21 protein-coding genes are annotated in these 24,578 nt (G+C 69.8%); 8 read left to right on the top strand and 13 right to left on the bottom strand.

The window, feature by feature from the left end; translation table 11 throughout:
• Window positions 1-373: 373 nt before the first annotated feature.
• Window positions 374-4,042 carry a ribonuclease E/G gene (locus ATL42_RS02850; protein ID WP_245862046.1) on the bottom strand — a complete coding sequence of 1,223 codons (3,669 nt, stop codon included), beginning with the start codon at window positions 4,040-4,042 and terminating at the stop codon, window positions 374-376.
• 413 nt (window positions 4,043-4,455) lie between these two features.
• Between ATL42_RS02850 and ATL42_RS02845 the strand changes: the two genes are divergently transcribed.
• Genes ATL42_RS02845 through ATL42_RS02825 form a run of 5 tightly spaced genes read left to right on the top strand, consistent with a single transcriptional unit; the run spans window position 4,456 to window position 11,776 of the window.
• Window positions 4,456-5,937, top strand: coding sequence for a cytochrome ubiquinol oxidase subunit I (locus ATL42_RS02845; RefSeq protein ID WP_098454056.1), 1,482 nt, complete (start codon window positions 4,456-4,458; stop codon window positions 5,935-5,937).
• A 31-nt stretch (window positions 5,938-5,968) separates the two neighbouring features.
• The gene (gene cydB, locus ATL42_RS02840; protein ID WP_098454055.1) at window positions 5,969-7,003 is read left to right on the top strand and encodes a cytochrome d ubiquinol oxidase subunit II; all 1,035 of its coding nucleotides are present in this window, start codon (window positions 5,969-5,971) and stop codon (window positions 7,001-7,003) included.
• A complete protein-coding gene (cydD, locus tag ATL42_RS02835) occupies window positions 7,000-8,721 on the top strand; it encodes a thiol reductant ABC exporter subunit CydD (protein WP_098454054.1) in 1,722 nt (573 codons plus the stop codon). The genes cydB and cydD overlap by 4 nt, the downstream gene beginning before the upstream one ends.
• Window positions 8,718-10,535, top strand: a complete 1,818-nt coding sequence (gene cydC, locus ATL42_RS02830; protein ID WP_098454053.1) for a thiol reductant ABC exporter subunit CydC — start codon at window positions 8,718-8,720, stop codon at window positions 10,533-10,535. Before cydD ends, cydC begins: the two co-directional genes overlap by 4 nt.
• 23 nt (window positions 10,536-10,558) lie before the next feature.
• Complete coding sequence (locus tag ATL42_RS02825; protein ID WP_098454052.1) at window positions 10,559-11,776, top strand: sensor histidine kinase; 1,218 nt, start codon at window positions 10,559-10,561, stop codon at window positions 11,774-11,776.
• 55 nt (window positions 11,777-11,831) lie between these two features.
• On the opposite strand, the gene ATL42_RS02820 is transcribed toward ATL42_RS02825, so the two are convergent.
• On the bottom strand, window positions 11,832-12,458 hold the full coding sequence (locus ATL42_RS02820; RefSeq protein ID WP_211281850.1) for a response regulator: 627 nt from the start codon (window positions 12,456-12,458) through the stop codon (window positions 11,832-11,834).
• A 128-nt stretch (window positions 12,459-12,586) separates the two neighbouring features.
• Between ATL42_RS02820 and ATL42_RS02815 the strand changes: the two genes are divergently transcribed.
• A complete protein-coding gene (locus tag ATL42_RS02815) occupies window positions 12,587-13,537 on the top strand; it encodes an NAD(P)-dependent oxidoreductase (RefSeq protein ID WP_098454050.1) in 951 nt (316 codons plus the stop codon).
• Here ATL42_RS02815 and ATL42_RS02810 read toward each other — a convergent pair.
• From ATL42_RS02810 to ATL42_RS02765, 10 genes are all read right to left on the bottom strand, one after another.
• On the bottom strand, window positions 13,534-13,947 hold the full coding sequence (locus ATL42_RS02810; protein WP_098454049.1) for a DUF4259 domain-containing protein: 414 nt from the start codon (window positions 13,945-13,947) through the stop codon (window positions 13,534-13,536). The two genes, ATL42_RS02815 and ATL42_RS02810, sit on opposite strands and share 4 nt — an antisense overlap.
• A 131-nt stretch (window positions 13,948-14,078) precedes the next feature.
• A complete protein-coding gene (gene mutM / locus ATL42_RS02805; protein WP_098454048.1) occupies window positions 14,079-15,005 on the bottom strand; it encodes a bifunctional DNA-formamidopyrimidine glycosylase/DNA-(apurinic or apyrimidinic site) lyase in 927 nt (308 codons plus the stop codon).
• Between the two features lie 18 nt (window positions 15,006-15,023).
• Complete coding sequence (rnc, locus tag ATL42_RS02800) at window positions 15,024-15,746, bottom strand: ribonuclease III (protein WP_211281769.1); 723 nt, start codon at window positions 15,744-15,746, stop codon at window positions 15,024-15,026.
• 50 nt (window positions 15,747-15,796) lie between these two features.
• Entirely contained in the window at window positions 15,797-15,991 is a 195-nt protein-coding gene (rpmF, locus tag ATL42_RS02795; RefSeq protein WP_098454047.1) for a 50S ribosomal protein L32, read from the bottom strand.
• 2 nt (window positions 15,992-15,993) lie between these two features.
• The gene (locus ATL42_RS02790; RefSeq protein WP_098454046.1) at window positions 15,994-16,563 is read right to left on the bottom strand and encodes a YceD family protein; all 570 of its coding nucleotides are present in this window, start codon (window positions 16,561-16,563) and stop codon (window positions 15,994-15,996) included.
• Window positions 16,564-16,680: 117 nt separating this feature from the next.
• The gene (locus ATL42_RS16545; protein WP_098454045.1) at window positions 16,681-17,214 is read right to left on the bottom strand and encodes an ATP synthase subunit B family protein; all 534 of its coding nucleotides are present in this window, start codon (window positions 17,212-17,214) and stop codon (window positions 16,681-16,683) included.
• Window positions 17,207-17,728 carry a pantetheine-phosphate adenylyltransferase gene (gene coaD, locus ATL42_RS02780; RefSeq protein ID WP_098456279.1) on the bottom strand — a complete coding sequence of 174 codons (522 nt, stop codon included), beginning with the start codon at window positions 17,726-17,728 and terminating at the stop codon, window positions 17,207-17,209. The genes ATL42_RS16545 and coaD overlap by 8 nt, the downstream gene beginning before the upstream one ends.
• Window positions 17,729-17,732: 4 nt before the next feature.
• Complete coding sequence (gene rsmD, locus ATL42_RS02775) at window positions 17,733-18,365, bottom strand: 16S rRNA (guanine(966)-N(2))-methyltransferase RsmD (RefSeq protein ID WP_098454044.1); 633 nt, start codon at window positions 18,363-18,365, stop codon at window positions 17,733-17,735.
• Window positions 18,366-18,384: 19 nt separating this feature from the next.
• Window positions 18,385-20,664 (bottom strand): ATP-dependent DNA helicase RecG, encoded by a 2,280-nt coding sequence (locus ATL42_RS02770; RefSeq protein WP_245862042.1) that lies wholly within the window; start codon window positions 20,662-20,664, stop codon window positions 18,385-18,387.
• 1 nt (window position 20,665) lies between these two features.
• Entirely contained in the window at window positions 20,666-22,378 is a 1,713-nt protein-coding gene (locus ATL42_RS02765) for a DAK2 domain-containing protein (RefSeq protein WP_098454043.1), read from the bottom strand.
• A 313-nt stretch (window positions 22,379-22,691) separates the two neighbouring features.
• Between ATL42_RS02765 and rpmB the strand changes: the two genes are divergently transcribed.
• On the top strand, window positions 22,692-22,883 hold the full coding sequence (rpmB, locus tag ATL42_RS02760; protein WP_098454042.1) for a 50S ribosomal protein L28: 192 nt from the start codon (window positions 22,692-22,694) through the stop codon (window positions 22,881-22,883).
• Window positions 22,884-22,998: 115 nt separating this feature from the next.
• Complete coding sequence (locus ATL42_RS02755; protein WP_098454041.1) at window positions 22,999-23,514, top strand: GNAT family N-acetyltransferase; 516 nt, start codon at window positions 22,999-23,001, stop codon at window positions 23,512-23,514.
• Window positions 23,515-23,540: 26 nt separating this feature from the next.
• On the opposite strand, the gene ATL42_RS02750 is transcribed toward ATL42_RS02755, so the two are convergent.
• A complete protein-coding gene (locus ATL42_RS02750) occupies window positions 23,541-24,563 on the bottom strand; it encodes a thiamine-phosphate kinase (protein ID WP_098454040.1) in 1,023 nt (340 codons plus the stop codon).
• Window positions 24,564-24,578 lie beyond the last annotated feature (15 nt).

Below are 24,578 nucleotides of genomic sequence, written 5' to 3'. Positions count from 1 at the left end.
CACCAAGGCCTGAATCGGCTTGGGAGCACGCGGGACCAGCACGAACCAAATCGCGCCGACATCCAAGATTACGGAATCCTGGGCTCAGGGTCAAATGAGCGACGAACCCGGGTGGAGCCGCACGGCTCCACCGCCCATCATGCCCTACTCCGACGTGCACGTCACGTCACGTTCCCGAGCGGTTCCTCCGCGTGAGCCGGCCGATGCGCGGGAGCGCCGCGTTGCAGCGCTGTTCTGCCGTCAGAGACCCCATCGATGTGTCGCGTCTCATACCCCACGAGCAACGGGTGCGGTGCCGGACCAGTGGTCCGGCACCGCACCCGTGTGCGCCGTCAGCAGCGCCTGCGCCCCTCGCGGGGATCAGCCTTGGCTGTCAGTCGTGCGACGGAGCCTCGTCAGGAGCCGTGCCAGCCCCGTCTGGGGCAGGGACTGGCGCCTCGTCGGCTGCTGGCTCGTCGGTGCCGGGAAACGTGGCATCCGCCCGCTCGCTCTCGACCGGCTCCTCCACGACCACCGTCTCGACGTCCGCTCCGGGTGCAGGACGCGCTCCACCGAACTCGGCCAGCACATCGAGGACAGGTGCTGCAGGCTGGCTCCGCTCGCTCGGATCGACGTCGCTGGATGCGGCCGTCTTCCCCTCGACCGGTGAAGCGTCTTCACCCGCCTGGTCGTGGTCGTGGTCGTGAGCGTGCGCCGCCGCCGCCGCGATGGTCGCGAGGGTCATCTTGACCGCTTCGCGCGCCTCAGGGAGCGACGGTGCGCTCGACGGCTCGGGCGTCTCGTCCTTGCCGGCCGGACGCTTGCGGCGAGAACGCTTCGCCTCTCCCGTGTCGTGGCCGTGCTCAGCAGCAGGCTCCGCCCCGGGCGTACCCGCTTGCGTGTACTTCTCGATCGGCTCGTCCTGGACGATGAAGCCACGACCGTTGCAGTGCTCGCAGGTCTCGCTGAAGGCCTCGACGAGGCCCTGGCCCACGCGCTTGCGGGTCATCTGCACAAGACCGAGCGACGTCACCTCGGCCACCTGGTGCTTGGTGCGGTCCCGTCCGAGGCACTCGACGAGGCGGCGCAGCACGAGGTCACGGTTGGACTCCAGGACCATGTCGATGAAGTCGATGACGATGATCCCGCCGATGTCCCGCAGCCGCAGCTGACGGACGATCTCCTCGGCGGCCTCGAGGTTGTTGCGCGTGACCGTCTCTTCGAGAGTCCCGCCGGAGCCCGTGAACTTGCCGGTGTTGACGTCGACGACTGTCATGGCCTCCGTGCGGTCGATGACGAGCGACCCGCCAGACGGCAGCCACACCTTGCGGTCCATCCCCTTGGCGAGCTGCTCGTCGATACGAGCCTCACCGAACACGTCCTTCTCGCTCGTCCACCGGGTCACGCGGTCTGCGAGATCCGGAGCGAGCTCGTTGACGTACTCGGAGATCTCCGACCACGCGCTCTGGCCAGAGATGGTCAGCGAGCGGAAGTCGTCGTTGAAGATGTCACGCACGACCCGGATCGCGAGATCCGGCTCGCCCTGGAGCAGCGCCGGTGCCGACGCGCTCTTGGACTTCTTCTGGATGGCCTCCCACTGCAGCTGCAGACGTGCGATGTCCGCACGGAGCTCCTCTTCGCTCGCTCCCTCGGCTGCGGTCCGCACGATGACGCCTGCGCTCTCGGGAACGACCTCGCGCAGGATCTTCTTGAGGCGGGCACGCTCGGTGTCAGGTAGCTTGCGCGAGATGCCGGTCATGCCGCCACCGGGCACGTAGACGAGGTAGCGACCCGCGAGCGTGACCTGTGAGGTGAGCCGAGCACCCTTGTGGCCGATCGGGTCCTTCGTCACCTGGACGAGGACCGGGTCGCCAGACTTCAGTGCCTGCTCGATGCGCCGAGGCGCGCCTTCTAGGCCTGCTGCGTCCCAGTTCACCTCTCCGGCGTAGAGCACGGCGTTGCGTCCCTTGCCGACGTCGACGAAGGCTGCCTCCATGCTCGGCAGGACGTTCTGCACCCGACCGAGGTACACGTTGCCGGCCATGGAGGCCTGCGACTGCTGCGAGACATAGTGCTCGACGAGCACGCCGTCCTCGAGCACAGCGATCTGGGTCCGACCGTTGCGCTCCCGGACGATCATCGACCGGTCGACGCTCTCCCGGCGTGCGAGGAACTCCGCTTCGGTGATGACCGAGCGGCGGCGGCCTGCGTCACGTCCCTCACGGCGGCGCTGGCGCTTCGCCTCCAGTCGGGTCGACCCCTTGAGCGCGGTGACCTCGTCCGAGGCCGTGCGTCCGCGAGCCGGGCTGCGTGGAGCTGCCTGTGCGGGAGCCTCGGCCTCGGTGCCGCGGCCGCCACGGCGGCGACGGCGACGGCGACGGCTGGAGCCGCTCTCGTCAGAGTCGTCGTTGTCGGTGTCAGAGTCGTCCGAGGAAGCGTCCTCGTCGTCGTCGGCCTGGCCCGCACCGGGCTGAGCGACTCCCGAGGTGCGTGAGCGTCGGCGCGAGCGACCCGCTGTCTGCTGCTCGTCGTCGGAGTCCTCCGAGCGCTGCGCATCAGCAGAGTCAGAGGTCCCTGCGGAGCCCTGCTCGTCGTCGGAGGCGTCGTCGTTCTCGTCCTGCGGCTGGTTGTCCGAGCCGCCACGGTTCCGACGACCGCGTCCACCACGACGACGACGACGACGTGGTCCGTCGTTCGCCTCAGCAGAGCTGTCGTCGTCCTCGTCTTCGTCGTCGTCCTCGGTGCTGGTGGTCCCGCGAGCGTCGACAGAGCGCTCGACGCGCTCCGTGACCGCGACGGTCTCGTCTGTGTCGAGCTCATCGACGTCTGCGTCGTCAGCACCGTCCTCGTCGCCGGGCTCGGGTGCGACGACCGGCTTCGGCGGTCCGGCCGGCGACTGTGCGCGCCGGCGTCCCGTCCGCGCCGCCGAGGCGTCCGGAGCCTGGAAGAGGAGTGCAGTGGTCGATCGTCGAGGGGCTGCTGGCTCCTCGTCGGCGGAGGTCTCAGCCTCGACGGCCTCCTCGGTTGGGGCAACGACCTGCGCCTCGGACGACGCAGGCGCAGCCTGCCGTGTCACCCTCGACCGGCGCGAGCGTGTGGGCGCAGACTTCTCTGGAGCAACAGCGCTGTCTGAGTCTGCAGTGCTCTCTGAGGCCGCGGCGCTCCCTGAAGCATCTGACCGGGAGTCGGTCGTCGTCGGCGCAGCATCCTGTGCACGGTCCGGTTCGGCGACCGTAGAGGTGCTCTCGGGCTCGGAGGAGGCCTCGGGCGTCGTCGAGCGGGGCGCGCTCGTGGCTCGACGGCTCCCCCGGGTGCGGGTCGAGCGACGCGGCTCGCCGGACTCCGCCTCGACAGGGGTCGTCGCCTCGACAGGCGGCTCGATGACGACAGTCGGCTCAGAAGGAGCCAGCGGAGCGCTCTGTGTCGTTGGAACGCTCTGTGCAGGCGCCTGCTCGGCGGGCGCGCTCGTCGCGCGGCCTGCACTGCGTGTCCGGCGTGCGCGAGCGGGCTGTGCAGGGGCGTCGTCGGCAGGCGTCCGTGATGCGAGCGCCGCGACAGAGGCGACCACGTCGAGCGTGGCAACCTCGTCGTCGTGAGACGGCGTGGTGTGCCCGGTCGACGGGCTCTTCGCTCGTGACCGGCTGCGGCGCGCCGGCGCGGCCCCGACCTCGTCGGACGCGGGAGCGCTGGTCGACGCTGCGGGGGCGGGCTCGACCGCGTCGGGCACAGCGGCGTCGAGAACTGCGGCGCGGGCGGCGGCCCGTCCGGAGGACGTCGCACGGCGACGCTTGGGGGGCTCGGCGGCGACGGGCGCAGGCGGGGAGAACTCGGCGAGGACGTCGAGTGCTGGCGCGACGCGCTCCGGGCGAGCCGCAGGAGGGGCGACGGCATCGGGTGCGGGCGGCGCTGCAGCCGGGGCCGACCCGTCAGGAGCGGGGGTGTCCCCAGGCTGGGGCGCGGCAGCCTGTCGGGTGACGCGACGGCGAGCGGGCTTCTTCACGGGGGCGGCATCCGCCCCGGTCGTGCTGGATGATTCGGGTGTCGTGCTGTTGTCGAGCGTCACGTGGTGTGCTCCAGGTGCCCCGATGAGAGCCCCGCCCCACACGAGCGGCGCCCCGGGGGCGGTTCAGTCGTCGTCAGCCGTACGGCTGCGACGGAAGTCGTCGGTATCGGTACGCGGCAAGGGCGAGCGACGTGGGCGCCAGGCTGTCGGGGTGTTGTCCCGGCTGCGGCGCTCCACAATCCGCGATTCGCGGTTGCTACGATCACAATCTCGGCCTCGAAGGCGTGTGGTTACCTTGAGCCGTATCCAGTATCGCACAGCACACCCGAGACCAACGTCACACAACCTGCACGAGGCGCCGCGAAGATCCCGGGACCTAGGTCCTAGAGACCCCGATGCCGACGCCATAGCGTCGATCCAGAGCCATCCCGCGCCTGGCGCGCCCCGCACACCGCCCGAGCCCCTGGAGCATCGTGGACGTCCTCGACCTAGCACGGTGGCAGTTCGCCATCACCACCGTCTATCACTTCTTCTACGTCCCCCTCACGATCGGTCTCGCGCCGCTCGTGGCGATCATGCAGACAGCGTGGGTGCGCACGGGCAACGAGCGATGGCTCAAGCTGACGAAGTTCTTCGGCAAGCTGCTCCTCATCAACTTCGCCATCGGCGTCGTCACCGGCATCGTCCAGGAGTTCCAGTTCGGCATGAACTGGAGCGACTACTCGCGGTTCGTCGGAGACGTGTTCGGAGCGCCGCTGGCGATGGAGGCGCTCGCCGCGTTCTTCGTCGAGTCGACCTTCCTCGGTCTGTGGATCTTCGGATGGGACAAGTTGTCGAAGAAGATCCACCTCGCGTGCATCTGGGCGGTCGCGATCGCGACCAACCTCTCAGCCTTCTTCATCCTCGCCGCGAACTCCTGGATGCAGCACCCCGTCGGGGCGATCTACAACCCAGTGACCGACCGTGCCGAGATGAACGACATCGGCGCCGTTCTCACCAACCCGACGCTGCTGGCAGCGTTCCCGCACACGATCACCGCGGCCTGGCTGACCGCCGGGACCTTCGTCGCCGGCATCGCCGCCTGGTGGATGGTCCGCGAGGTCCGCAAAGGACGCAGCGACGTCGCACGCGACGTGTACCGCCCGGCACTCGTGCTCGGCCTGGTCGCCATGATCGTCTCCGGCATCGGCATCGGCATCTCCGGAGACTCACAGGCCAAGCTCATGTTCGACCAGCAGCCGATGAAGATGGCCGCCGCCGAAGCGCTCTGCGAAGGCGAGACAGGAGCGAGCTTCTCGATCCTCACCCTCGGTGACCTCTCCAACAGCTGCGAGGGAGTGACGCACGTCCTGTCCATCCCTGGAGCGACAAGCTTCCTCGCAGACGGCAGCTTCGACTCCTACCTCCCGGGCGTCAACGACATCCAGGAGCAGTACGAGGAGCGCTACGGCGACGTCGACGCCGCAGGGAATCCTGTCGACTACTCGCCCAACCTCGCGCTCACCTACTGGAGCTTTCGCCTCATGATCGGCCTCGGCGCCGGCTCCGCCGCACTGGCGCTGCTCGCTCTGTGGCTCACCCGCAAGGGCCGCGTCAGCGACAACCCGTGGCTCGCACGCGTCGGGCTCATCGCGATCCCGACACCGTTCCTCGCCTCGTCCTTCGGCTGGATCTTCACCGAGACGGGTCGACAGCCGTGGGTGGTCGCCCCGAACCCGACGGGTATCGACGCGATCCGCATGCTCACCGAGCGCGGCGTCTCGACCGCTCAAGGACCCGCCGTGGTCCTCGGTTCGATGGTCATCTTCACGATCGTCTACACCGTGCTCACCATCGTCTGGGGTCGGCTCATCTGGCGCTACATGGTCGAAGGTGCTCCAGGCACCGTGCACGACGACTCCCCCGAGGCGCGCGACGACGACGCGACCGACCGCCCGTTGTCCTTCGCGTACTGACCTGCGCCCCGCGAGAAAAGACATCTGACTCATGGATCTTCACATCGTCTGGTTCGTCCTCATCGCCGTCCTGTGGACCGGCTACCTCGTCCTCGAGGGCTTCGACTTCGGGGTCGGCATGCTCCTGCCCGTCCTCGGTCGCAAGGAGAAGGAACGGCGCCTGATCATCAACACGATCGGCCCCGTCTGGGACGGCAACGAGGTGTGGCTGCTCACTGCTGGTGGCGCCACGTTCGCTGCGTTCCCCGAGTGGTACGCCACCATGTTCTCCGGGTTCTACGTCCCGCTGTTCATGATCCTCATCGCCCTCATCCTGCGCGGGATCTCCTTCGAGTACCGGAGCAAGATCAACGACGCCACCTGGCAGCGACGGTGCGACCAGGGGATCATCGTCGGCTCCTGGCTCCCGTCCATCCTCTGGGGCGTGGCGTTCGCCAACCTCGTCCGCGGTGTCGAGCTCGACGCCGACCACGAGTTCATCGGTGGGTTCTGGTCGCTGCTGTCCCCCTTCGCCCTCCTCGGCGGCGCCGTCACCCTGCTCCTCTTCCTCACCCACGGCGCCGTGTTCCTCGCGCTGAAGACAGAGGGCGAGACGCGGGTGGAGGCACGACGCCTGGCCGGGTACTTCTCGGTCGCGAGCGTCCTCGTCGCCGGCTCCTGGGCCGTGTGGGCCCAGCTCGCGTACTCCGTCACGTGGACCTGGGCGGCCGTGGCCGTCGCCGCTGCAGCGCTCGTCGGGGTCGTCGTCGCGAACTCCCGAGCGCGTGAAGGGTGGGCGTTCACCTTGTCTGCCGTCTCCATCGTCGCGGCCGTCGTGCTCATCTTCGGGTCCATGTACCCCGACGTCATGCCGGCTCTCGACCCCGCGAACTCCCTCACCGTGACCAACGCGTCCTCCACGGACTACACCCTGACGCTCATGACCTGGGTCGCCGTCATCCTCACACCGCTCGTCCTGCTGTACCAGGGCTGGACCTACTGGGTGTTCCGCAAGCGTCTCGGCGTCCACCACATCCCAGAGCCCATCGGACTGCCGAGCCTGTCGGTCCCGCGCGACCCAGCGTGAAACCGCTCGACCCGCGGCTGCTGCGCTTCGCGGCTCCTGCCCGCGGGTACATCCTGCTCGTCACCGGCACAGGTCTCGCGACGTCTGCGCTCGTCGTCGCGCAGGCGCTCCTCGTCGCGGCCGCGCTCGCGCCGGTCGTCAGCAGCGGCGCGGGGCTCCAGGACATCGCGACCCAGCTCCACTGGTTGCTCGTCGTCGTCCTCCTGCGGACGATCGTCGGCGGCGTCCAAGAGCGCTACGCCCACCGCGCCGCAGCGCGCGTGATCATGGACCTGCGGGCCCAGCTCGTCGCCAGGGCCGCGCACCTGGGGCCACGCTGGTCGGCGTCCGGCCGAGGGACCGACGTCGTGACGCTCGCGACCCGTGGCCTCGACGACCTCGCGCCCTACCTCGTGCGGTACCTCCCGCAGCTGCTCCTCGCGGTGACCGTGACCCCCGCGACGCTCCTCGTGGTCGCAGGCCTCGACTGGATCTCCGCGGTCATCATCACGCTGACGATCCCGCTCGTGCCGATCTTCATGATCCTCGTCGGCCAGCTCACCCAGTCGACCTCCCAGCGCCGGCTCGCAGTCATGGAGCGCCTCGGCGCGCAGTCCCTCGACCTCCTCGCGGGCCTTCCCACCCTGCGTGCGTTCGGCCGCGAGCACGGTCCCGCGAAGCGTGTGCGAGAGCTGGGCGAGGCCTACACCCGGTCGACGATGGGCACGCTGCGCGTCGCTTTCCTCTCCGGCATGGTTCTCGAGCTGCTCACCACGTTGTCCGTCGCGCTCGTCGCCGTCGGCATCGGTCTGCGTCTCGTGCACGGTGACGTCGGGCTCGAGAGCGCGCTCGCCGTGCTCATCCTCGCTCCCGAGGTGTACCAGCCGCTCCGGCAGATCGGCGTGCACTTTCACGCCTCGCTCGACGGGATCACCGCCGCGCAGAAGGCGTTCGACGTCCTCGAGATCGAGGCACCGAGCGTCGGGACGCTCCCCGCACCGGACCTGCGCCACGCGACGATCGTGCTGGAAGACGTCGGCGTCGACGCGCCTGGCCGAGGTGTTCGCGCGCCCGCAGGTCTCACGTGCACGATCCGTCCTGGGCGGATCGTCGCGCTCGTCGGCTCGAGCGGATCTGGCAAGACGACGACTGTGCTCGCGCTCCTCGGTCTGCTGACACCGGACGTGGGCGACGTGCGCGTCGACGGTCATGCCCTTGCTGACATCGACCCCGTGAGCTGGCGCGAGCAGGTCACCTGGCTCCCGCAGCGGACCGCGCTCCCGCCCGGCACCATCCGGTCCGCGCTCGGCGGACGTGGGCCGCGCGGCGAGGACCTGCTCGACGACACGAGCGCCGGCACGGACGCCGAAGAGCGCCTGCGCGCCGTCGCCCACCTCACCGGCCTGAACGACGTGCTCCGCACGCTCCCGGCCGGGCTGGACACGATCATCGGGCACGGTGGTGTCGGGCTGAGCGTCGGGCAGCGCCAGAGGGTCGCCCTGACTGCAGCCCTGCTGGGCACGGAACAGCTCGTCGTCCTCGACGAGCCGACCGCTCATCTCGACGCGCTCTCGGAGACTCAGGTCCTCGACTCGGTCCGTGCGCTGCGCGACGCCGGCCGGACGGTCGTGCTCGTCGCGCACCGGCCGAGTCTGGTCGCGGTGGCGGACGACGTCGTCGAGGTCCGCTCAGAGACGATCGCCCCGACCGCCGTTGCTCCTGCCGCGGTGCACGCATGAGGCGCGACCCGCTCTGGCGCGCCGTCGCGCTCCTCGGTGTGTCCAAGCGGCGCGCCGCTGGAGCGGTGCTCCTCGGCGTCCTCGCGCTCGGCAGCGCGATCGCGCTCGCCGCGGTCTCGGCCTGGCTCATCGCTCGGGCATCGCAGATGCCCCCGGTCCTCACCCTCTCCGTCGCGACGGTCGCTGTGCGGTTCTTCGGCATCTCCCGCGGAGTCCTGCGCTATCTCGAGCGGCTGGCGTCCCACACGATCGCGTTGAGCGGGATGTCCACGCTCCGGACGCGGATCTACGAGTCCCTCTCCGTCGGCCGTCTCGAGTCGGTGGCGTCCTTGCGCCGAGGCGACCTGCTCGCTCGGGTCGGAGCCGACGTCGACTCGGTCGGTGACGTCGTCGTGCGCGGGCTCTTCCCCTCTGCGGTCGCGGCGGTCCTCGCGGTCGCCTCGACCGTCCTCGTGGGCGCGCTGCACCCAGGAGCGGCCCTTGCCCTCGCAGCGTGCCTCGTCCTTGCTGGTGTCGTCGCACCGTGGTTCGCAGCCGTCGGAGCCCGCACCACCGAGGTGGACGGCAGCGCCGCGCGGTCCGACATGGCTGCGCTCGCCCAAGAGATCGTCGACGACGCGTCTGTCCTCACGGTCTCAGGTCACCTCGACGAGCGACTCGCGAGCCTCCACACCGCAGACCAGCGGCTCGCCGCCTCGACAGACCGTGGGGCCCGGACCTCAGGAGCCGCGTCGGCGCTCGGCACCTTCGCTGTCGGGGCGGCCGTGCTCGGGGCTCTCCTCCTTGCTGTCCCTGCCGTCGCAGCCGGGACGCTCGCGCCGGTCGCGCTGGCCGTCGTGGTCCTCACCCCGCTGGCCGCCTTCGAGGCGGTCCAGGCGCTCCCCGCCGCCGCGATCCAGATCTCCCGATCACGGCAGGCCGCGATCCGGGTCCTCGCGCTCCTCGACAGCGCGGGCACACCCTCTGCCCTCCAGGCTGCCTCGGCTCCGGAGACCGACCCGGGCGGAACTGTCGAGCACCACCCGTCCGAGGGACACCTCGTCGCGTCAGGGCTCGTCTGCGGGTGGCCCGACCGCGCCCCGGTCGTCTCCGGCCTCGACCTCGAGGTGCGCCCAGGGCGGGCGGTCGCGATCGTCGGGCCGAGCGGGACAGGAAAGACGACCGTTCTCATGACCCTCGCCGGTCTCCTGCCACCCGTTGCAGGTGAGCTGGTCCTCGACGGTTGCGACGTCGGGACGCTCCCCCGCCCGACTGTCGCCGCCACCGTGGTCCTCACCACAGAAGACGCCCATGTCTTCGACACGTCGGTGCTCGAGAACCTCCGGGTCGCACGCGGGAGCACCACTGAGGACGAGGCGGCCGCGGCGCTCGCTCTCGCAGGCCTCGAGGCGTGGTTCACCGCCTTGCCCGACGGACTGCACACCCAGCTCGGACCCGACGCGCGGACCGTCTCCGGAGGAGAACGCCGCAGGCTCCTCGTCGCCCGCGCCCTGTGCTCCGCTGCTCCCCTGCTCCTCGTCGACGAGCCCGCGGAGCACCTCGACCCGACGACCGCCGACACGCTCGTGACCGATCTTCTCGCCCTCCGAGACCGCCCCGACGCACGAGGGCTCATCATCGCGACGCACCGCCTCAGCGCGCTCCGCACGGTCGACGAGGTGATCTTCTTCGAGACCGGCGGCATCCTCGCCCGAGGCACCCACGATGCGCTCCTCGAGACCTGCACCGCGTACCGTGAGGCTGTCGAGGCAGAGGCCACGCCCGAGCTGGTCGAGGCTCCCCCGACGCCCGTGCAGCATCCGACGACGACATGATGACGAGGTGACGTGTGAGGCCCATGGAAGCTGACGCGGTCGAGCGAGAGCGCTGGTTGAGCGCAGGGGCCCACATCACGACGATGCTGCTCTCCGGCACACCCGAAGAAGACGTCCTCGAGCACATCGTCTCCGTCGCACGAGAGATCGCCGACGCAGACGCAGCCTGCCTCGTCCTTCCTGGGCTCAAGGGCGAGCTCGTCATGGAGATCGTCCGGGGATGGGGCTCCGAGGAGCTCCTCGGTCTGTCGATGCCGCACACAGGTCTCTCGTGGACTGCTCTGCGGACCGGCAAAGGTCGCCTCGTCCCGTCGCTCAAGACTGCACGCAACCTCAACCTCGACGCCATGCGCAAGTACGGACCTGCCCTGTACGCCCCGATGGGCACCGCCGACAAGCCGGTGGGTGTTCTCGTCCTGCTCCGCAAGGACGGCGAGGAGTCGTTCATCAGCAAGGACCTCGAACGGGCCTCGACCTTCGCCGACCAGGCTGCGCTCGCGCTCGTGCTCACCGAAGCGCGTCAGGCCCAAGGACTGACAAAGCTCGTCGAAGAGCGCGAGCGCATCGCACGCGACCTCCACGACCTCGCCATCCAACAGCTCTTCGCGACCGGCATGCAGCTGGAGACCGTCCGTCGACGGGCCGCACGAGGCCTCGACAAGGCGGGCCTCATCGCCATCCTCGACGAAGCCCTCGACAACGTGGACAACTCCGTCCGCGAGATCCGGTCCATCGTCCACTCCCTGCGCGACCCCGACGCCGCGACAGGTCTCGTCGAACGCCTGCGACGTGAGTCCGCGCTCGCCCGGACAGGCTTGGGCTTCGCACCGTCGCTCGTCATCTCCCTCGACGACACGAGCCTCGGAGCGATCGACGACGACGAAGAGGCTCTGGACGCCCTCGTGTCGCAGCCGCTCGCAGACGACATCCTGGCGGTGGTCCGCGAAGGACTGGCGAACGCTGCCCGTCACGCACGAGCATCCTCGGTCTCCGTCCGGGTGACGGTCCTCTCCGGCAACGGCGCATACGCGGGAGTCCCGGCGAACGTCACCGTCGAGGTCGAAGACGACGGCATCGGTCTCGGCGCCCCGAGCGGACGCAAGTCCGGTACCTGGAACGTCGCTGCCCGTGCTCGCCAGCACGGCGGGACGTCGAGCCTCGAGAGCTCGCCCTCCGGGCGGGGGACGCTGCTCACGTGGGCAGCGCCGCTCAAGCTCGGCGGCGGGAGCACCCTCGTCTGACTGCGTGAAGGTCTGTCACGGCCTGCACCGGGACCAGCACCGATGCTGGGGTTTCCTACTTCGTCGGGTCCTGAGCCCATGCGTGGTTGCGTCGTGCGGCGGCCCAGGCCGCTACCTGGGTCCTGCGCTGCAGCCCCATCTTCGCCAGGAGCGACGTGATGTGGTTCTTCACTGTCTTCTCGGCGATGCTCAGACGCTCAGCGATCTCACGGTTCGACATCCCGTCGCCGATGAGCTCGACCACCCGGATCTCGCTCGGGGTGAGGTCCTCGGTCGGGTCGTCGTGCTCGCGGCGCCGACGCGTGACCGTTCGCTCGTCGAGCAGCACGCGGCCCGCAGCGACAGCCCGCACGACGTCAGCGATCTCAGCACCACGCACGCTCTTGAGGACGTAGGCCGCCGCTCCGACCTCGAGCGCCGCGGCGAGGGCGGTGTCGTCGTCGAACGACGTGAGCACGATCGCGCGGATCCCGGGCTGGCTCGCGCGCAGCGTCCGCATGAGATCGATCCCCGTACCGTCAGGAAGCTGGAGATCGACGAGCATCACCTGCGGGTGGACGAGCTCCGCCCGTCGCACCCCCTCGGCCACGCTCCCCGCCTCGGCGACGACGCCCATCCCCTCGGCGCGGTCGATCACCTCGGCGATCCCTCGGCGCACCACCTCGTGGTCGTCGACGATCATGACGCTGATCTGCGCATCGGCAGGCTGGTTCTCGCTCACACTGTCCACCCTCGCATCTTAGACAACTCCTGGACGCCGAACCGCAGGGCGTGCGGACGATCGCCCTCAGAGTTTGGCATGGTAGGCCCATGAAGGTTCTCCTCCCCACATCCGTGCCCCTGGCACCAGTCTCCGCCCCGACAGGTCACGACGTGGTCTTCGTCGACTACGACGTCTCCTCTCCCGTCCCCGACGAGCACACGGACGCCGAGGTCCTCGTCGCCTGGGGCAACCCACGGGCCCAGCTCGCGGACAGCGCCCGGCGCCTCACCTCGCTGCGCTGGATCCAGGCGCTCGCCGCAGGACCCGACACCATCGCCGAAGCCGGTTTTGGGCACGACGTCCTGGTCACCTCCGGACGCTCGCTCCACGACGGACCTGTCGCCGAGCACACGCTTGCGCTGGCGCTCGCCGCCGCACGGCGTCTCGACCTCATGCACGACGCGCAGCTCGCGGGCAGGTGGGCCAGCGAGCTCGGCGGCCTGCAGTCCACCGAGCCGAGCCGCTTCCCCGGCCTCGGCACCCTCCGCGGCCGAGAGGTGACGATCTGGGGCTTCGGAGGGATCGCCCAACGTCTCGCACCGCTCCTCGAGTCGCTCGGCGCACACGTCGTGGGGGTCGCGACACAGGCCGGTGAGCGATCTGGTTTCACAGTGATCACCGAGGACGCTCTCGCCGGTCGGCTCGCGGTGACGGACGTCCTCGTGATGATCCTCCCGTCCACGCCGGCGACGGCCCACAGCCTCGACACGGCTCGGATCGACCAGCTCAAGACCGGTGCGTGGGTCATCAACGTCGGACGCGGCACGACGGTCGACGAAGCCGCTCTCGACGTGGCTCTGCGCTCAGGAACGCTCGGAGGAGCAGCCCTCGACGTCTTCGAACGAGAGCCGCTCGGCTCTGCTTCCCCGCTGTGGACTGCTCCGAACGTCATCATCACGCCGCACGCAGCGGGCGGGCGACCGTTGGGCGTCGAACCGCTCATCGAGAGGAACCTCGCGGCATTCCTCTCCGGGAGCCCGATGGTCAACCAGCTCTAGGCCCAGGTACGTTCTCGGTGCGTCTTGAGCTCGCTGACCGACTGTTCGGCAGGGCGAAGCCACTCGGCGAGCGTGTCGGTCTCCTCCCACAGCTCGTAGAGCTCGGACGCCTCGGTCCCGCTCAGCGTGCGGTCCGCGAGAGCGAGGATCCAGTCGAGCCGCGCCCCCGAGAGCTCCGCGACGAGGGGCGCGAGATCGAGACCGGAGAGAGCCGGAGCCGGGGTACGCGTGCCGAGGCACACAAGAGCGAGGTCGACGAGGGCGAGGGCGATCTGGCCACCGTCGACCTCGAGATAGTCGTCGTCGATCGCCCAACCGAGCGTGTCGAACACGGGACCGCCGGCGCGGATCGAGGCGAGCAGCTCGCCTGCGCCGTCGTTCTCGAACGGACCTGTTCCCCAAGCACCCACGCTGCCGCTCCTTTGCGCCGTCCATAGGCTCACGCCTCGGTGCAGGCACACTACACCTCACCGAGACGGCTGCTCGGCGCAGAGCACGCGCTGCGCACGGCTCTCAACGCCTCGGCGACGGTCTCGTGGCGTCAGCGGGGTGCTCGCGGTACGCGCTGGCACTGCGGGCACCGGAACGACGATCTGTTCATGAACTCCTCCCGCAGCATCGGTGCACCGCACCGATGGCAGGGTTTCCCCTCGCGCCCGTAGGCGTCGAGCGACCGGTCGAAGTATCCGGAGGCGCCGTTGACGTTGACGTAGAGCGCGTCGAAGCTCGTGCCGCCTTGCGCCAGCGCCTGGGTCATGACGTCCTGCGCCGCGTCGAGGACGGTGCGGATCGCGGGCCTGGTCATGGTCTCTGTCCTGCGCGCATAGTGCGTCTGAGCACGCCAGAGCGCCTCGTCCGCATAGATGTTCCCGATACCGGAGACCACCGCCTGGTCGAGGACCGCGCGCTTGATGCCGGTCCGACGGCGCCGGATCCGGTCGACCAGCGCTTCACGGCCCGGGGTGCCGGCCGCCAGCACGGGGTCGAGCAGGTCGCGGGCGATGTGCAGAGCGGGCGCGGGCACGAGTGCCCGGTCCGAGCCGAGGCCTCCGGGCGCACCGTCGGGGGTCGGGGCGAGCTCGACCACGCTCAGATGACCGAACGTGCGCTGGTCGACGAAGTCGAGAGCGAGAGCTCGGCCGACAGCGTCCCGGAGCGACACCCGGACTCTCAGGTGCGGGGACACCGGCTCGGTGGAGCCGTCGGTCCGCACGAGAAGCTGACCGCTCATGCCCAGGTGCGCCATGAGCGCGTCGTCGCCGCCATCGAGCAGCATCCACAGGTACTTGCCACGACGGACGGCGGCCGCGAGACCACGACCAGCGAGCTGCCCCTCGAAGTCGCGCGGGCCGCCCGTGTGACGGCGGACGCTGTAGTCGCGAAAGACCTCGACGTGCTCGACGACGGTACCGAGGACAGAGCGCTCGAGACCGTCACGCACCGTCTCGACCTCGGGCAGCTCAGGCACGCGGTCCCGCGATCCGGGTCACGCGGACGAGGGCAGCGGCCGCCCGACGAGCGTCTCGTACGCCTCCTGGGCGGCGACCTGCTCGGCGTGCTTCTTCGCGCTCCCGTGCCCGGTCCCCAGGACCTCGCCGTCGACGATCACCCGCGAGGTGAAGACGCGTGCGTGGTCGGGGCCTTCTGCTTCGCTCACATACTCCGGGACGCCGCGGCCGTGCTCGGCGGCCGTCTCCTGGAGCGAGGTCTTCCAGTCGAGGCCCGCGCCGAGGCCTGCCGCGACCGCGAGAGTCTCGTCGACGAGACGGTGCACGAACTCGCGGGCCACCTCGAGACCATGGCTGAGATAGACGGCACCGATGAGCGACTCGACGGTGTCCGACAAGATCGAGTCCTTGTCGTATCCAGCCGTCCCCATCTCTCCCTTGCCGAGAAGGATGAACTTGCCGAGCTCGAGCTTGCGAGCGATCGCTGCCAGGGCGCGCTGCGACACGGTGGCGGCCCGCATCTTCGCGAGCTCACCTTCCGGTCGGTCCGGGTGCCTCCGGTAGAGCGCTTCCGCAGAGACGAGGCCGAGCACGGCGTCACCGAGGAACTCGAGCCGTTCGTTCGTGGGGATGCCCCCGGCCTCGTGCGCGAACGAACGGTGGGTCAGGGCAAGCACGAGAAGCTCGGGGTCCAGTGGGACCCCGAGCTTCTCGAGAAGTTGGTGTGCCGGTGTGACCTGACGCTGAATCTTTGGTGCCACCGGTCTCTACCCTTTCGACTGAGTCTTGTGACGCGGGAAGCGTCGAAGAATCAGTTGGCGTGCTCGGTGCGCATCGCCTCGACGTACTGGCGACCCTTGTAGGTACCGCACGTGGGGCATGCGATGTGCGACAGCTTGTCGCCCTTGCACTGGGGGCAGGTCGTGAGGTTCGCAGCGGTGGTCTTCCACTGCGAACGACGCGCACGGGTGTTGCTGCGCGACATCTTGCGCTTCGGAACAGCCACGGCTAGCTCTCTTTCGTCTCGTCGAACATGCTCTGTAACGTCGACCACCGGGGATCGACTATGTCATGACTGTGATCACCCTCGTCTGCCAGACGCGCTCCACACTCAGAGCACAGGCCCGGGCAGTCCGGTGAGCACAACGGTTGGAATGGTAGTGCAGTGACTACCGAATCCCGAAGTACAGGCTCTAGGTCGATGAGATCGTCCTGGAGCTCGAGCACTTCCTCTTCTTCGTCCCCCGCGTCCTGAGCCGCTTTCGCACGCTCGGGATACACGAACAGCTCCTGGATGGCGACGTCCACGTCCTCGACGACCTCATCCAAGCACCGCCCGCACTCCCCGACCGCCCGACCAGCGACGGAACCAGAGACGAGGACCCCCTCGAGGACAGCTTCGAGCCTCAGGTCAAGCTTGAGCGCGCTGCCTTCAGGGATGCCGATGACGACCGTTCCGAGATCAGCTGGTGCAATCACCGTACGCTGGACGGTCCGCATCGATCCGGGACGCTTGCTGAGCTCGCGTGTCTCCAGCACGAGCGGCGAACGAGGATCAAGGGTGATGGGACGCTCCACAGTGATTCCAAACAGGTGTGTTCTCAGTCGGAGCCGTGAGTGGCAGGACCAACAGGCAATGCTACTTCATCGCGTGGCTACATCGGAACCACGAGCGGGAGACCTACGACACGGCTCTCAACGGTCGTCGTCGTGCGCCGGAAGGCCCTCCTCGGACTCGCCCAGCCGTTCAGCCAGCTTGACCCGTCCGGAGTGCACCTGCGCGAGGATCTTGCCGAGGTCGATCTCGAACTCGGCCAGACGACGGTCGCAGTAGTCGTCCGCCTCGTGACGCAAGGTTGCCGCCGTGGCCTCCGCGTGCGCGACGATCTCCCGCGCGTGCGCCTCGGCCCGGACGACGACCTGCTCGGTACGGATGAGCTCGTCAGCGCGCGCCCGCGCGGTCGCGATGAGGTTCTCCGACTCGGACTGCGCCTCGGCCAGCACCTCGTCAGCGTCCGAGAGGACCTCGTCGGCTCGCGTGAGCTGAGTCGGCAGCGCGTCGCGGAGCTCGTCGATGAGATCGAGCGCCTCGTTGCGGTTCACGAGGACAGACGACGACATCGGCATCGACCGCGCACGCTCGATGACGTCGGTCAGGGCGTCCAGCAGCGTCGGGACACCGAGGTGCTCACCCTCCACATAGGTCTCGTTCTCGTCGTGGCTACTCATGCTGCTCCTTGCTCGCCGAAGTGCGTCCACGCGCAACGGTGCCACCCAGAGCCTCGTGGACGGCGGAGGCAACGCCGTCCGGCACGAGATCGGCGATGCTCCCGCCGAAGCGCGCGACGTCCTTGACCAACGACGACGCGACGTGCACGAGCGCCGGGTCGCCGGTCATGAAGACGGTCTCGACGCCGACGAGGTGCCGGTTCATCAAGGCCATGGGCAGCTCCGCGTCGAAGTCCGCACCGCCTCGGAGGCCCTTGACGACGACCTCGGCGCCGACCGCGCTGCAGAAGTCCACGAGCAGCCCGGGCACCACCTCGACACGGACGCCGTCGAGGTGCGCGAGCGCGTCGCGTGCGAGATCGACCCGCTGCTGAGCGTCGAGCAACGCGGCCTTCGTCGAGTTCTGAGCGACCCCGACGACCACCTCGTCGAACAGTCGGCTCGCACGAGCGATGATGTCGAGGTGGCCGAGGGTGATCGGGTCGAACGAACCGGGGCAGACAGCTGTTGTCACGCGCTCACGGTAGTCCACGTTCACCACCGGAGCAGGCCGGGTCGGCATCGTTGTCGTCCCCGCCGGCAGGGGCGCTGGTCTCCTCGAGAGGGGTGACCTCGGCGTAGTGGACGACCGTGTCCCCGTACGTCTTCGCGGCGATGAGGTTCCACGACGCCGGCCACTGCGGCTCAGCCGAGCGAGACGAGCGCTCCACGACGATCACGCACCGTGCAGAGACGTGCGGCTCGAGGGCTGCGAGCACCTCGGCGACGTCGGCGTCGCTCACCTCGTACGGCGGGTCGAGGAAGACGAGGTCCCAGCCCGCGGCCGGCGGCGCTGCGGCGACCTTCAGCGCCTTGTCTGTCACGACGCGCACACCGTCGAGGCCCAGGGAAGCGACGTTCGCCGCACAGACCTGGGCGGCCTGCTTCGACATCTCGACGAGGACCACCTCGGTGGCGCCCCGGCTGGCGGCCTCGAGGCCGAGCGCCCCCGACCCGGCGTACAGGTCGAGGACCCGTGCGCCGTCGATCGCGTCGTAGTGCTCGAGCCGGGAGAACACCGCCTCCCGCACCCGGTCGCTCGTCGGGCGCGTCCCCTTGGGTGGGACGGCCAGGGTGCGGCCGCCCGCTCGTCCTGCCACGATCCTCGTCACGTGCCCAGCCTAAGCCGGGCTACGCACGGTCGAGGAATTCCTCGCGGTCGCCCGCGAGCCGCTCGGCGATCTCGGCCCGCAGGGCCGGCCACGGGCCCAGCTCGGGGTCTTCTGCCACGATCGCCTCGGCGTCCGCTCGCGCGTCCGCGATGACGTCGGCGTCCCGGACGACCCGCAGGAGCCGGAGCGAGCTGGCGCGGCCCGACTGCGCTGCCCCGAGCACGTCTCCCTCGCTGCGCATCTCGAGGTCGGCAGCCGCGAGCTCGAACCCGTCCGTCGTGCTGGCGACGGTGGCGAGCCGTGCGCCCGCTGGCGAGTCTGGAGAGGCGTCGGTGACGAGCAGGCAGATGCCTGGTTCGGTTCCTCGCCCGACGCGCCCGCGCAGCTGGTGCAGCTGGGAGATGCCGAAGCGGTCCGCGTCGAGGACCACCATCGCCGTGGCGCGAGGCACGTCGACCCCGACCTCGATGACGGTCGTCGAGACGAGGAGGTCGATGTCGCCAGCGGTGAACGCCGCCATGGCGGACTCTTTCTCGGCCGCGGCCATCTGCCCGTGGAGGATCCCGATCCGCACGCCTGCCAGCGCGGGCAGGGCACGGAGCTCGTCGACGACCTCGAGGACCGCGCGCAACGGACGACGCGGGGGTTCGCCGTCCAGGATCGGCGCAGCCGCGGTGCTGGCATCGGAGTCAGACTCCGTCTCCGTCGCCGAGATGCGTGGGCACACGACATAGGCCCCCCGTCCCGCGGCGACCTCCTCACGGACCCTGGCCCACGTCCGTGCCGTCCAGGCAGCGTTGCTGGCCGGGACCACGTGCGTGGTGATCGGAGACCTGCCTGCCGGGATCTCCCGGAGCGTCGACACCTCGAGGTCGCCGAACACCGTCATCGCCACCGTGCGCGGGATCGGCGTCGCCGTCATGACGAGCAGGTGCGGTACACGATCGGCTTTGGTCCGCAGCGCGTCCCGCTGCTCGACGCCAAAACGATGCTGCTCGTCGACGACGACGAGACCGAGGTCGGCGAACTGGACGTTCTCGCCCAGGAGAGCGTGCGTTCCCACGACGATGCCGGCCGCGCCGCTCGCTGCGTCGAGAAGGTTGCGCTTGCGGTCGGCAGCACTCTGGGATCCTGTGAGCAGCGCCACACGTGTGCCGTGCTCCGCTCCGCCGAGGAACCCTCCGTCCGCAAGGTCTGCGAGGAGCGCGCGCACGGTACGCGCATGCTGACCTGCGAGCACCTCGGTCGGTGCGAGCAGCGCAGCCTGACCCCCCGCGTCGACGACCTGGAGCATGGCCCTGAGCGCCACGACGGTCTTGCCCGAGCCGACCTCGCCCTGGAGGAGCCGCTGCATCGGCCGGTCGCGTGCGAGCTCGTCCGCGATCTCCTCGCCGACGACCCGTTGGCCCTCCGTGAGCTCGAACGGGAGCAGCACGTCGAAGTCTGCGAGGAGGCTGGCACGGCCACCGCCGGACCCCGCTCCGAGGGCAGGGCGGAGCGGGCGGGCGACGGCCTCGAGGTGCGCCACCTGCGAGCGCCGACGGGCCAACGCGACCTGCAGGACGAACGCTTCCTCGTACCGCAGCCGGTCGCGCCCGCGCTGCCACTGCGCGTCGTCGTGGGGCTCGTGGACGTCGACGAGCGCCTGGTGGAGGCCGACGAGAGCGCGGTGCTCCCGGACCTGGAGCGGGAGCGGGTCAGGGACGTCGTCAGGCGACAGAGGACCGAGCACCGTCCGCACGCACCGCTCGATGCGCCACGTCGGCGCGGCTGCGCTCGACGGGTAGATGGCGATGGGGCGACCTGCCTCGACGAGCGCGGCCGCCTCGTCGTCGGCGTCCACTCCCACGACGAGGTAGTCCGGGTGCGTGAGCTGTCGTTCACCGCGGTACTCCGAGACCACCCCGGTGAACAGCCCGGTCCGCCCGGGCCGCAGCCGGTCCTCGTGCACGCGCAGGGACCCGGGTCGCTTCGCGAAGAACGTCAGCCCGAGGCGCTGGGTCCCGTCCGTGACGACGGCCTGGAGCATCGCCCCGCCACGGGAGCGCATGTGTCGTACCGTCGCCGTGACGACCTGCGCGACGACGGTGACGTGCTCACCGACGACGAGCCCTGTCATGTCGGTCATCCGCCCCGGCTCTCCGTAGCGCCGAGGATAGTGCCGCAGGAGGTCTTCGACGGTCCGCAGGCCCATCTTCGTCAGCGGGCCCGCGGACCGTGCACCCAGCACGGCCGCGAGCGGCTCGTGCATCCGGGCGACGGGCGCTGCGTCCCACGGTGCGTCGGTCGTCTCGGTCATCTCACTCCGCTCCCAGGACCACGGCGCCGGACGGCCGTCCGGACGCCAGCGTGACGACCTCGGTCCCCGGGCTCAGACGGGCCGCAGCGCGCTCGATGTCTAGGACGACCTCCTCTGGGACCAGGTCGTCGACGAGGACGGTGAGGACGGTCGCAGGCTCGTGCCCCGACCCCAGCAGCCGGTCCAGGGCATCGGCCACGGCGCCACCGGCACCGTCCGGGACCGTCACCACCCGGACCGACGCCAGCGTCGCACGGAGCGCGTCGACGACCTCACCAGGGTCCGAGCCGGGCGCGAGGGCTGCCCAGCACGCGACCGCAGCGACCACGTGCAGGTCGCTCGTGCTGGCCAGGACCTGCACGTGCGCGTCGTGCGGCGCGCCGCCGTCGTGAGACACCCAGTCGGCGGCTGCCTCACCGGTCGCGGCGTCCGCCGGGAGAAGGAAGACCTCCTGCGCTCCGGTCTCCTCGGCTGCGCGGAGCACGTCGCTCGCGGCGACTGGAGATGCTGCTCGGAGGACGACGACCGCACCGGCGCGTGCGAGCTCGGTCACGAGCGCGGGTGACGTGGTGCACGCCACGAGGCCGGTCCGCGCGGGCACGGCGCAGGCCTCCCGCTCGTCCGCAGCACGAAAGACCTGCTGCTCGAGGCTCCGCACGACGATCTGGCGACAGGTCCACGGGCGGCCCACGCGCAGCGCCTCGAGCGGGCGGTCGGTATGGACGTGCACCTGCCAGAGCCCGTGCGACCGCTCGTCGTCCCCCCGGGCTCCGCTACCGGGTCCGCCCGTGACCGGCCTGGTCGCGCCGCCGACGACCGCGACCGAGCTCCCGACCTCCTGGAGCTGCTCACGGAGCTGGCCAGCCACCCTGGCGATCCCGCACTCTCCGTCGTCGGGGTCGAGCGTGCTGTGCTCCACGACGTACATGACCTCGAACTCACCGTCGAGACGGTCGTGCGCACCGGGCTCGTGGGCGCAGGTCGCCGAGACGAGACCGTCACGGGTGGCGGTCGGGTCGACGCTCAGCGTCGTCAGGACAGTCATGGGAACGATCGTGCCGTGGACCGCCGACACGTCCCCGCACAGCGCTCTGGCCAACGCGTCGAGGATGAGCACGAGCCCGTACGCACCGGCGTCGAGCACGCCCGCCGCGCGGAGCACGTCGAGGTCGTCGGCGCTGCGCCTGAGGGCGTCGAACGCGCCGTCGCGAGCGAGCTGGACGACCCGGGCGAGGTCCGCCCCGTCAGCGAGAGCAGCCTGCGCCGCCTCCGACGCACCGGCTGCTGCGGAGAGGATCGTGCCCTGGCACGGGTCGCCGACCGCGGCATGGGCGCAGCGCGCGGCGTCGCTCAGCGCTGCGACGACGACCGCGGCAGCGGACAGCGAGCGCGCACCCCGCGCGCCTGCAGCAAAGCCCCGCAGGTACTCGCTGAGGATGACGCCGGAGTTGCCGCGCGCACCGAGCAGAGCTCCTTCGGCCAACGCGTCCAGCACCTCGTCGATCCCTGCTCCGGTGGCGAGCGCGTCGACGCTCGCCCTCCCCTGACCGAGCGTGAGGCACAGGTTGGTCCCGGTGTCAGCATCGGCGACCGGGAAGACGTTGGCCTGGTCGATCACCGGGCGTGCGAGCGTGAGCAGCTCGGTCGCGTGCTGCACCCACGACCGGAGCGCGGAGGCGCTCAGCACGTCATGTGCTGTGCCGAGGTCTGCCACGCACGTCTCCTCGTCTGTGGTCCGGATGTCCTTCGCCCAACGTCATATGATCGCGCAGATCCGACCAGACGCGGTCCGCACAATGTTCTCCTGCCTCGATCGTGCTCGTCGGCGGGGTGGCTGCGAGAGCGCAACTTGAGTCTGGCGCCCAGAACCGGCTACCCTATCTAGGTTGCCCGGAAGTACTCGAGCACCGGCGGATCGTCCTGAGCACTACCACCATGGTTCTTTCATGTGCGGTGCAGCGGCGCTCCGCAGCCCACAGACCATTGAATTCGCCGCCTCGCGGCGTGCATGACGATCAGGAGAGACCGTGGCTGCCAACTGCGACGTCTGCGCAAAGGGCCCGAGCTTCGGGCACAGCATCTCGCACTCGCACGTGCGCACGAAGCGCCGCTGGAACCCCAACATCCAGCGCGTTCGCGCAATCGTCAACGGTGCACCCAAGCGCCTCAACGTGTGCACCTCCTGCCTCAAGGCAGGAAAGGTCACCCGTAACGTCTGAGCACTCCGTCAGGACTGCTCGCGTCGAAGCCCCGCCGGACCTCTGGTCCGGCGGGGCTTCGACGTTTGTGCGCCATCTGTTGGCCTGACGCCCCACACGTGGCAGGCTTGCTCCCATGGTCGACCAACTCGATGACGTGACGATCCGCCCCGCAGCCGTGAGCGACGCGGAAACCATCGCACGGATCCATGTCGCCTCGTGGCGTGAGGCATACGCAGGGATCGTCCCTGCGACGTACCTCGCATCGCTGGACGAAGAGTTTCGCAAGAACCGCTGGACCGAGATCCTCACGGGAGACGGCTCACGGACATGGATCGCCGAGGTCGACCGGCGAACGGTCGGCTTCGCGAGCACCGGGCTGTCGCGCGACGAGGACGCCGAGCCCGGTGACCAAGAGCTGTACTCGATCTACCTCGACCCCGAAGCCTGGGGCCGCGGCGTGGCTCGTGAGCTCATGCGCACGGTGATCGCGGAGCTCCCTGACGGCGTCCCGCTGTCGCTGTGGGTGCTCGCCGACAACGAGCGTGCCCAGCACTTCTACCGTCGTCACGGATTCGCGGCCGACGGCGTCGAAAAGCTCGAAGAGCTCGGTGGCGAACGGTTCACCGAGGTTCGATACCGCCGCGCCTGACCATTTCGCAGGCTGCCGGTGCACCGTCAGCCTGCGAAATGGTCCCAGCCGGGTCCGTCGACCGTGGGCGCCGCACCGCAGACCATGACGGTCATCGGTGACTCAGGGATCGACCCCGTCCACGTCTGACGGTCGCTGGTCTCGACGACCGTGCCTTTCACGCGACCGATCGCACGGAAACCCTGCGGCAGCTGCACTCCCTCGGGGAACGTCGCGAGCATCCCGTGGTCCTCGCCTCCGGTGAGCAGCCAGGACAGCGGGTCCGTCCCGAGCTCCTCGCAGGCGGGCTGCAGAGCAGCGACGTCTCCAGCAAGGACGACGTACGGGTCCTCGAGGTCGAGGACCACTCCGCTCGCGGCAGCGATCCGCCCGGCGTCGCGGAGCAGGCCGTCAGAGACGTCGAGCATGGCCGTCGCGCCGGCGACCGCAGCGTCCACGCCAGAGTCGAGAGGTGGAGCAGGTCGAAGAAAGCTCTCGACAAGACCCGGCGAGACTGCGCTGCGATCTGCCTCGAGCAGCGCGAGGCCTGCGGCTGACCTGCCGAGCACGCCGGCGTGCGCGAGGACGTCACCAGGGCGCGCTCCCGACCGGAGCACCGGGCCTCGGCCCTCGAGGTCGCCATGGACCGTCACGGCCACGACGACGTTCTCTCCGCCGGACAGGTCGCCGCCGACGACAGCGGCTCCGTGGAGAGCGCACGCGTCCGCCAGCCCGCGAGCAAGGTCGGTGACCCACTCGACCTCGAGGGACGGCGGGATGACGAGCGCGACGACGAGCGACGTGGTCCTGGCGCCCATCGCTGCGCAGTCGGCGAGGTTCTGCATCGCAGCACGCCACCCGACGTCGTAGCCCGACGACCATGCCCGCCGGAAGTGGTGGTTCTCGACGAGCACGTCCGTCGAGACGACGAACCTCCCGTCGGGGGCACGCACCACAGCAGCGTCGTCGCCGGGACCGACGATCGTCGCCTGACCGTGCGGGAGGAGCGGGAAGATGCGCGAGAGAAGCTGCGACTCGGACAGGTCGGCGACGAGGAGTGGGTCGGTCACGCCGCCACCTTACGT

The sequence above is a fragment of the Sanguibacter antarcticus genome, assembly GCF_002564005.1.
Lineage (GTDB): Bacteria > Actinomycetota > Actinomycetes > Actinomycetales > Cellulomonadaceae > Sanguibacter > Sanguibacter antarcticus.
This window is presented reverse-complemented; position numbering and strand designations above follow the sequence as displayed.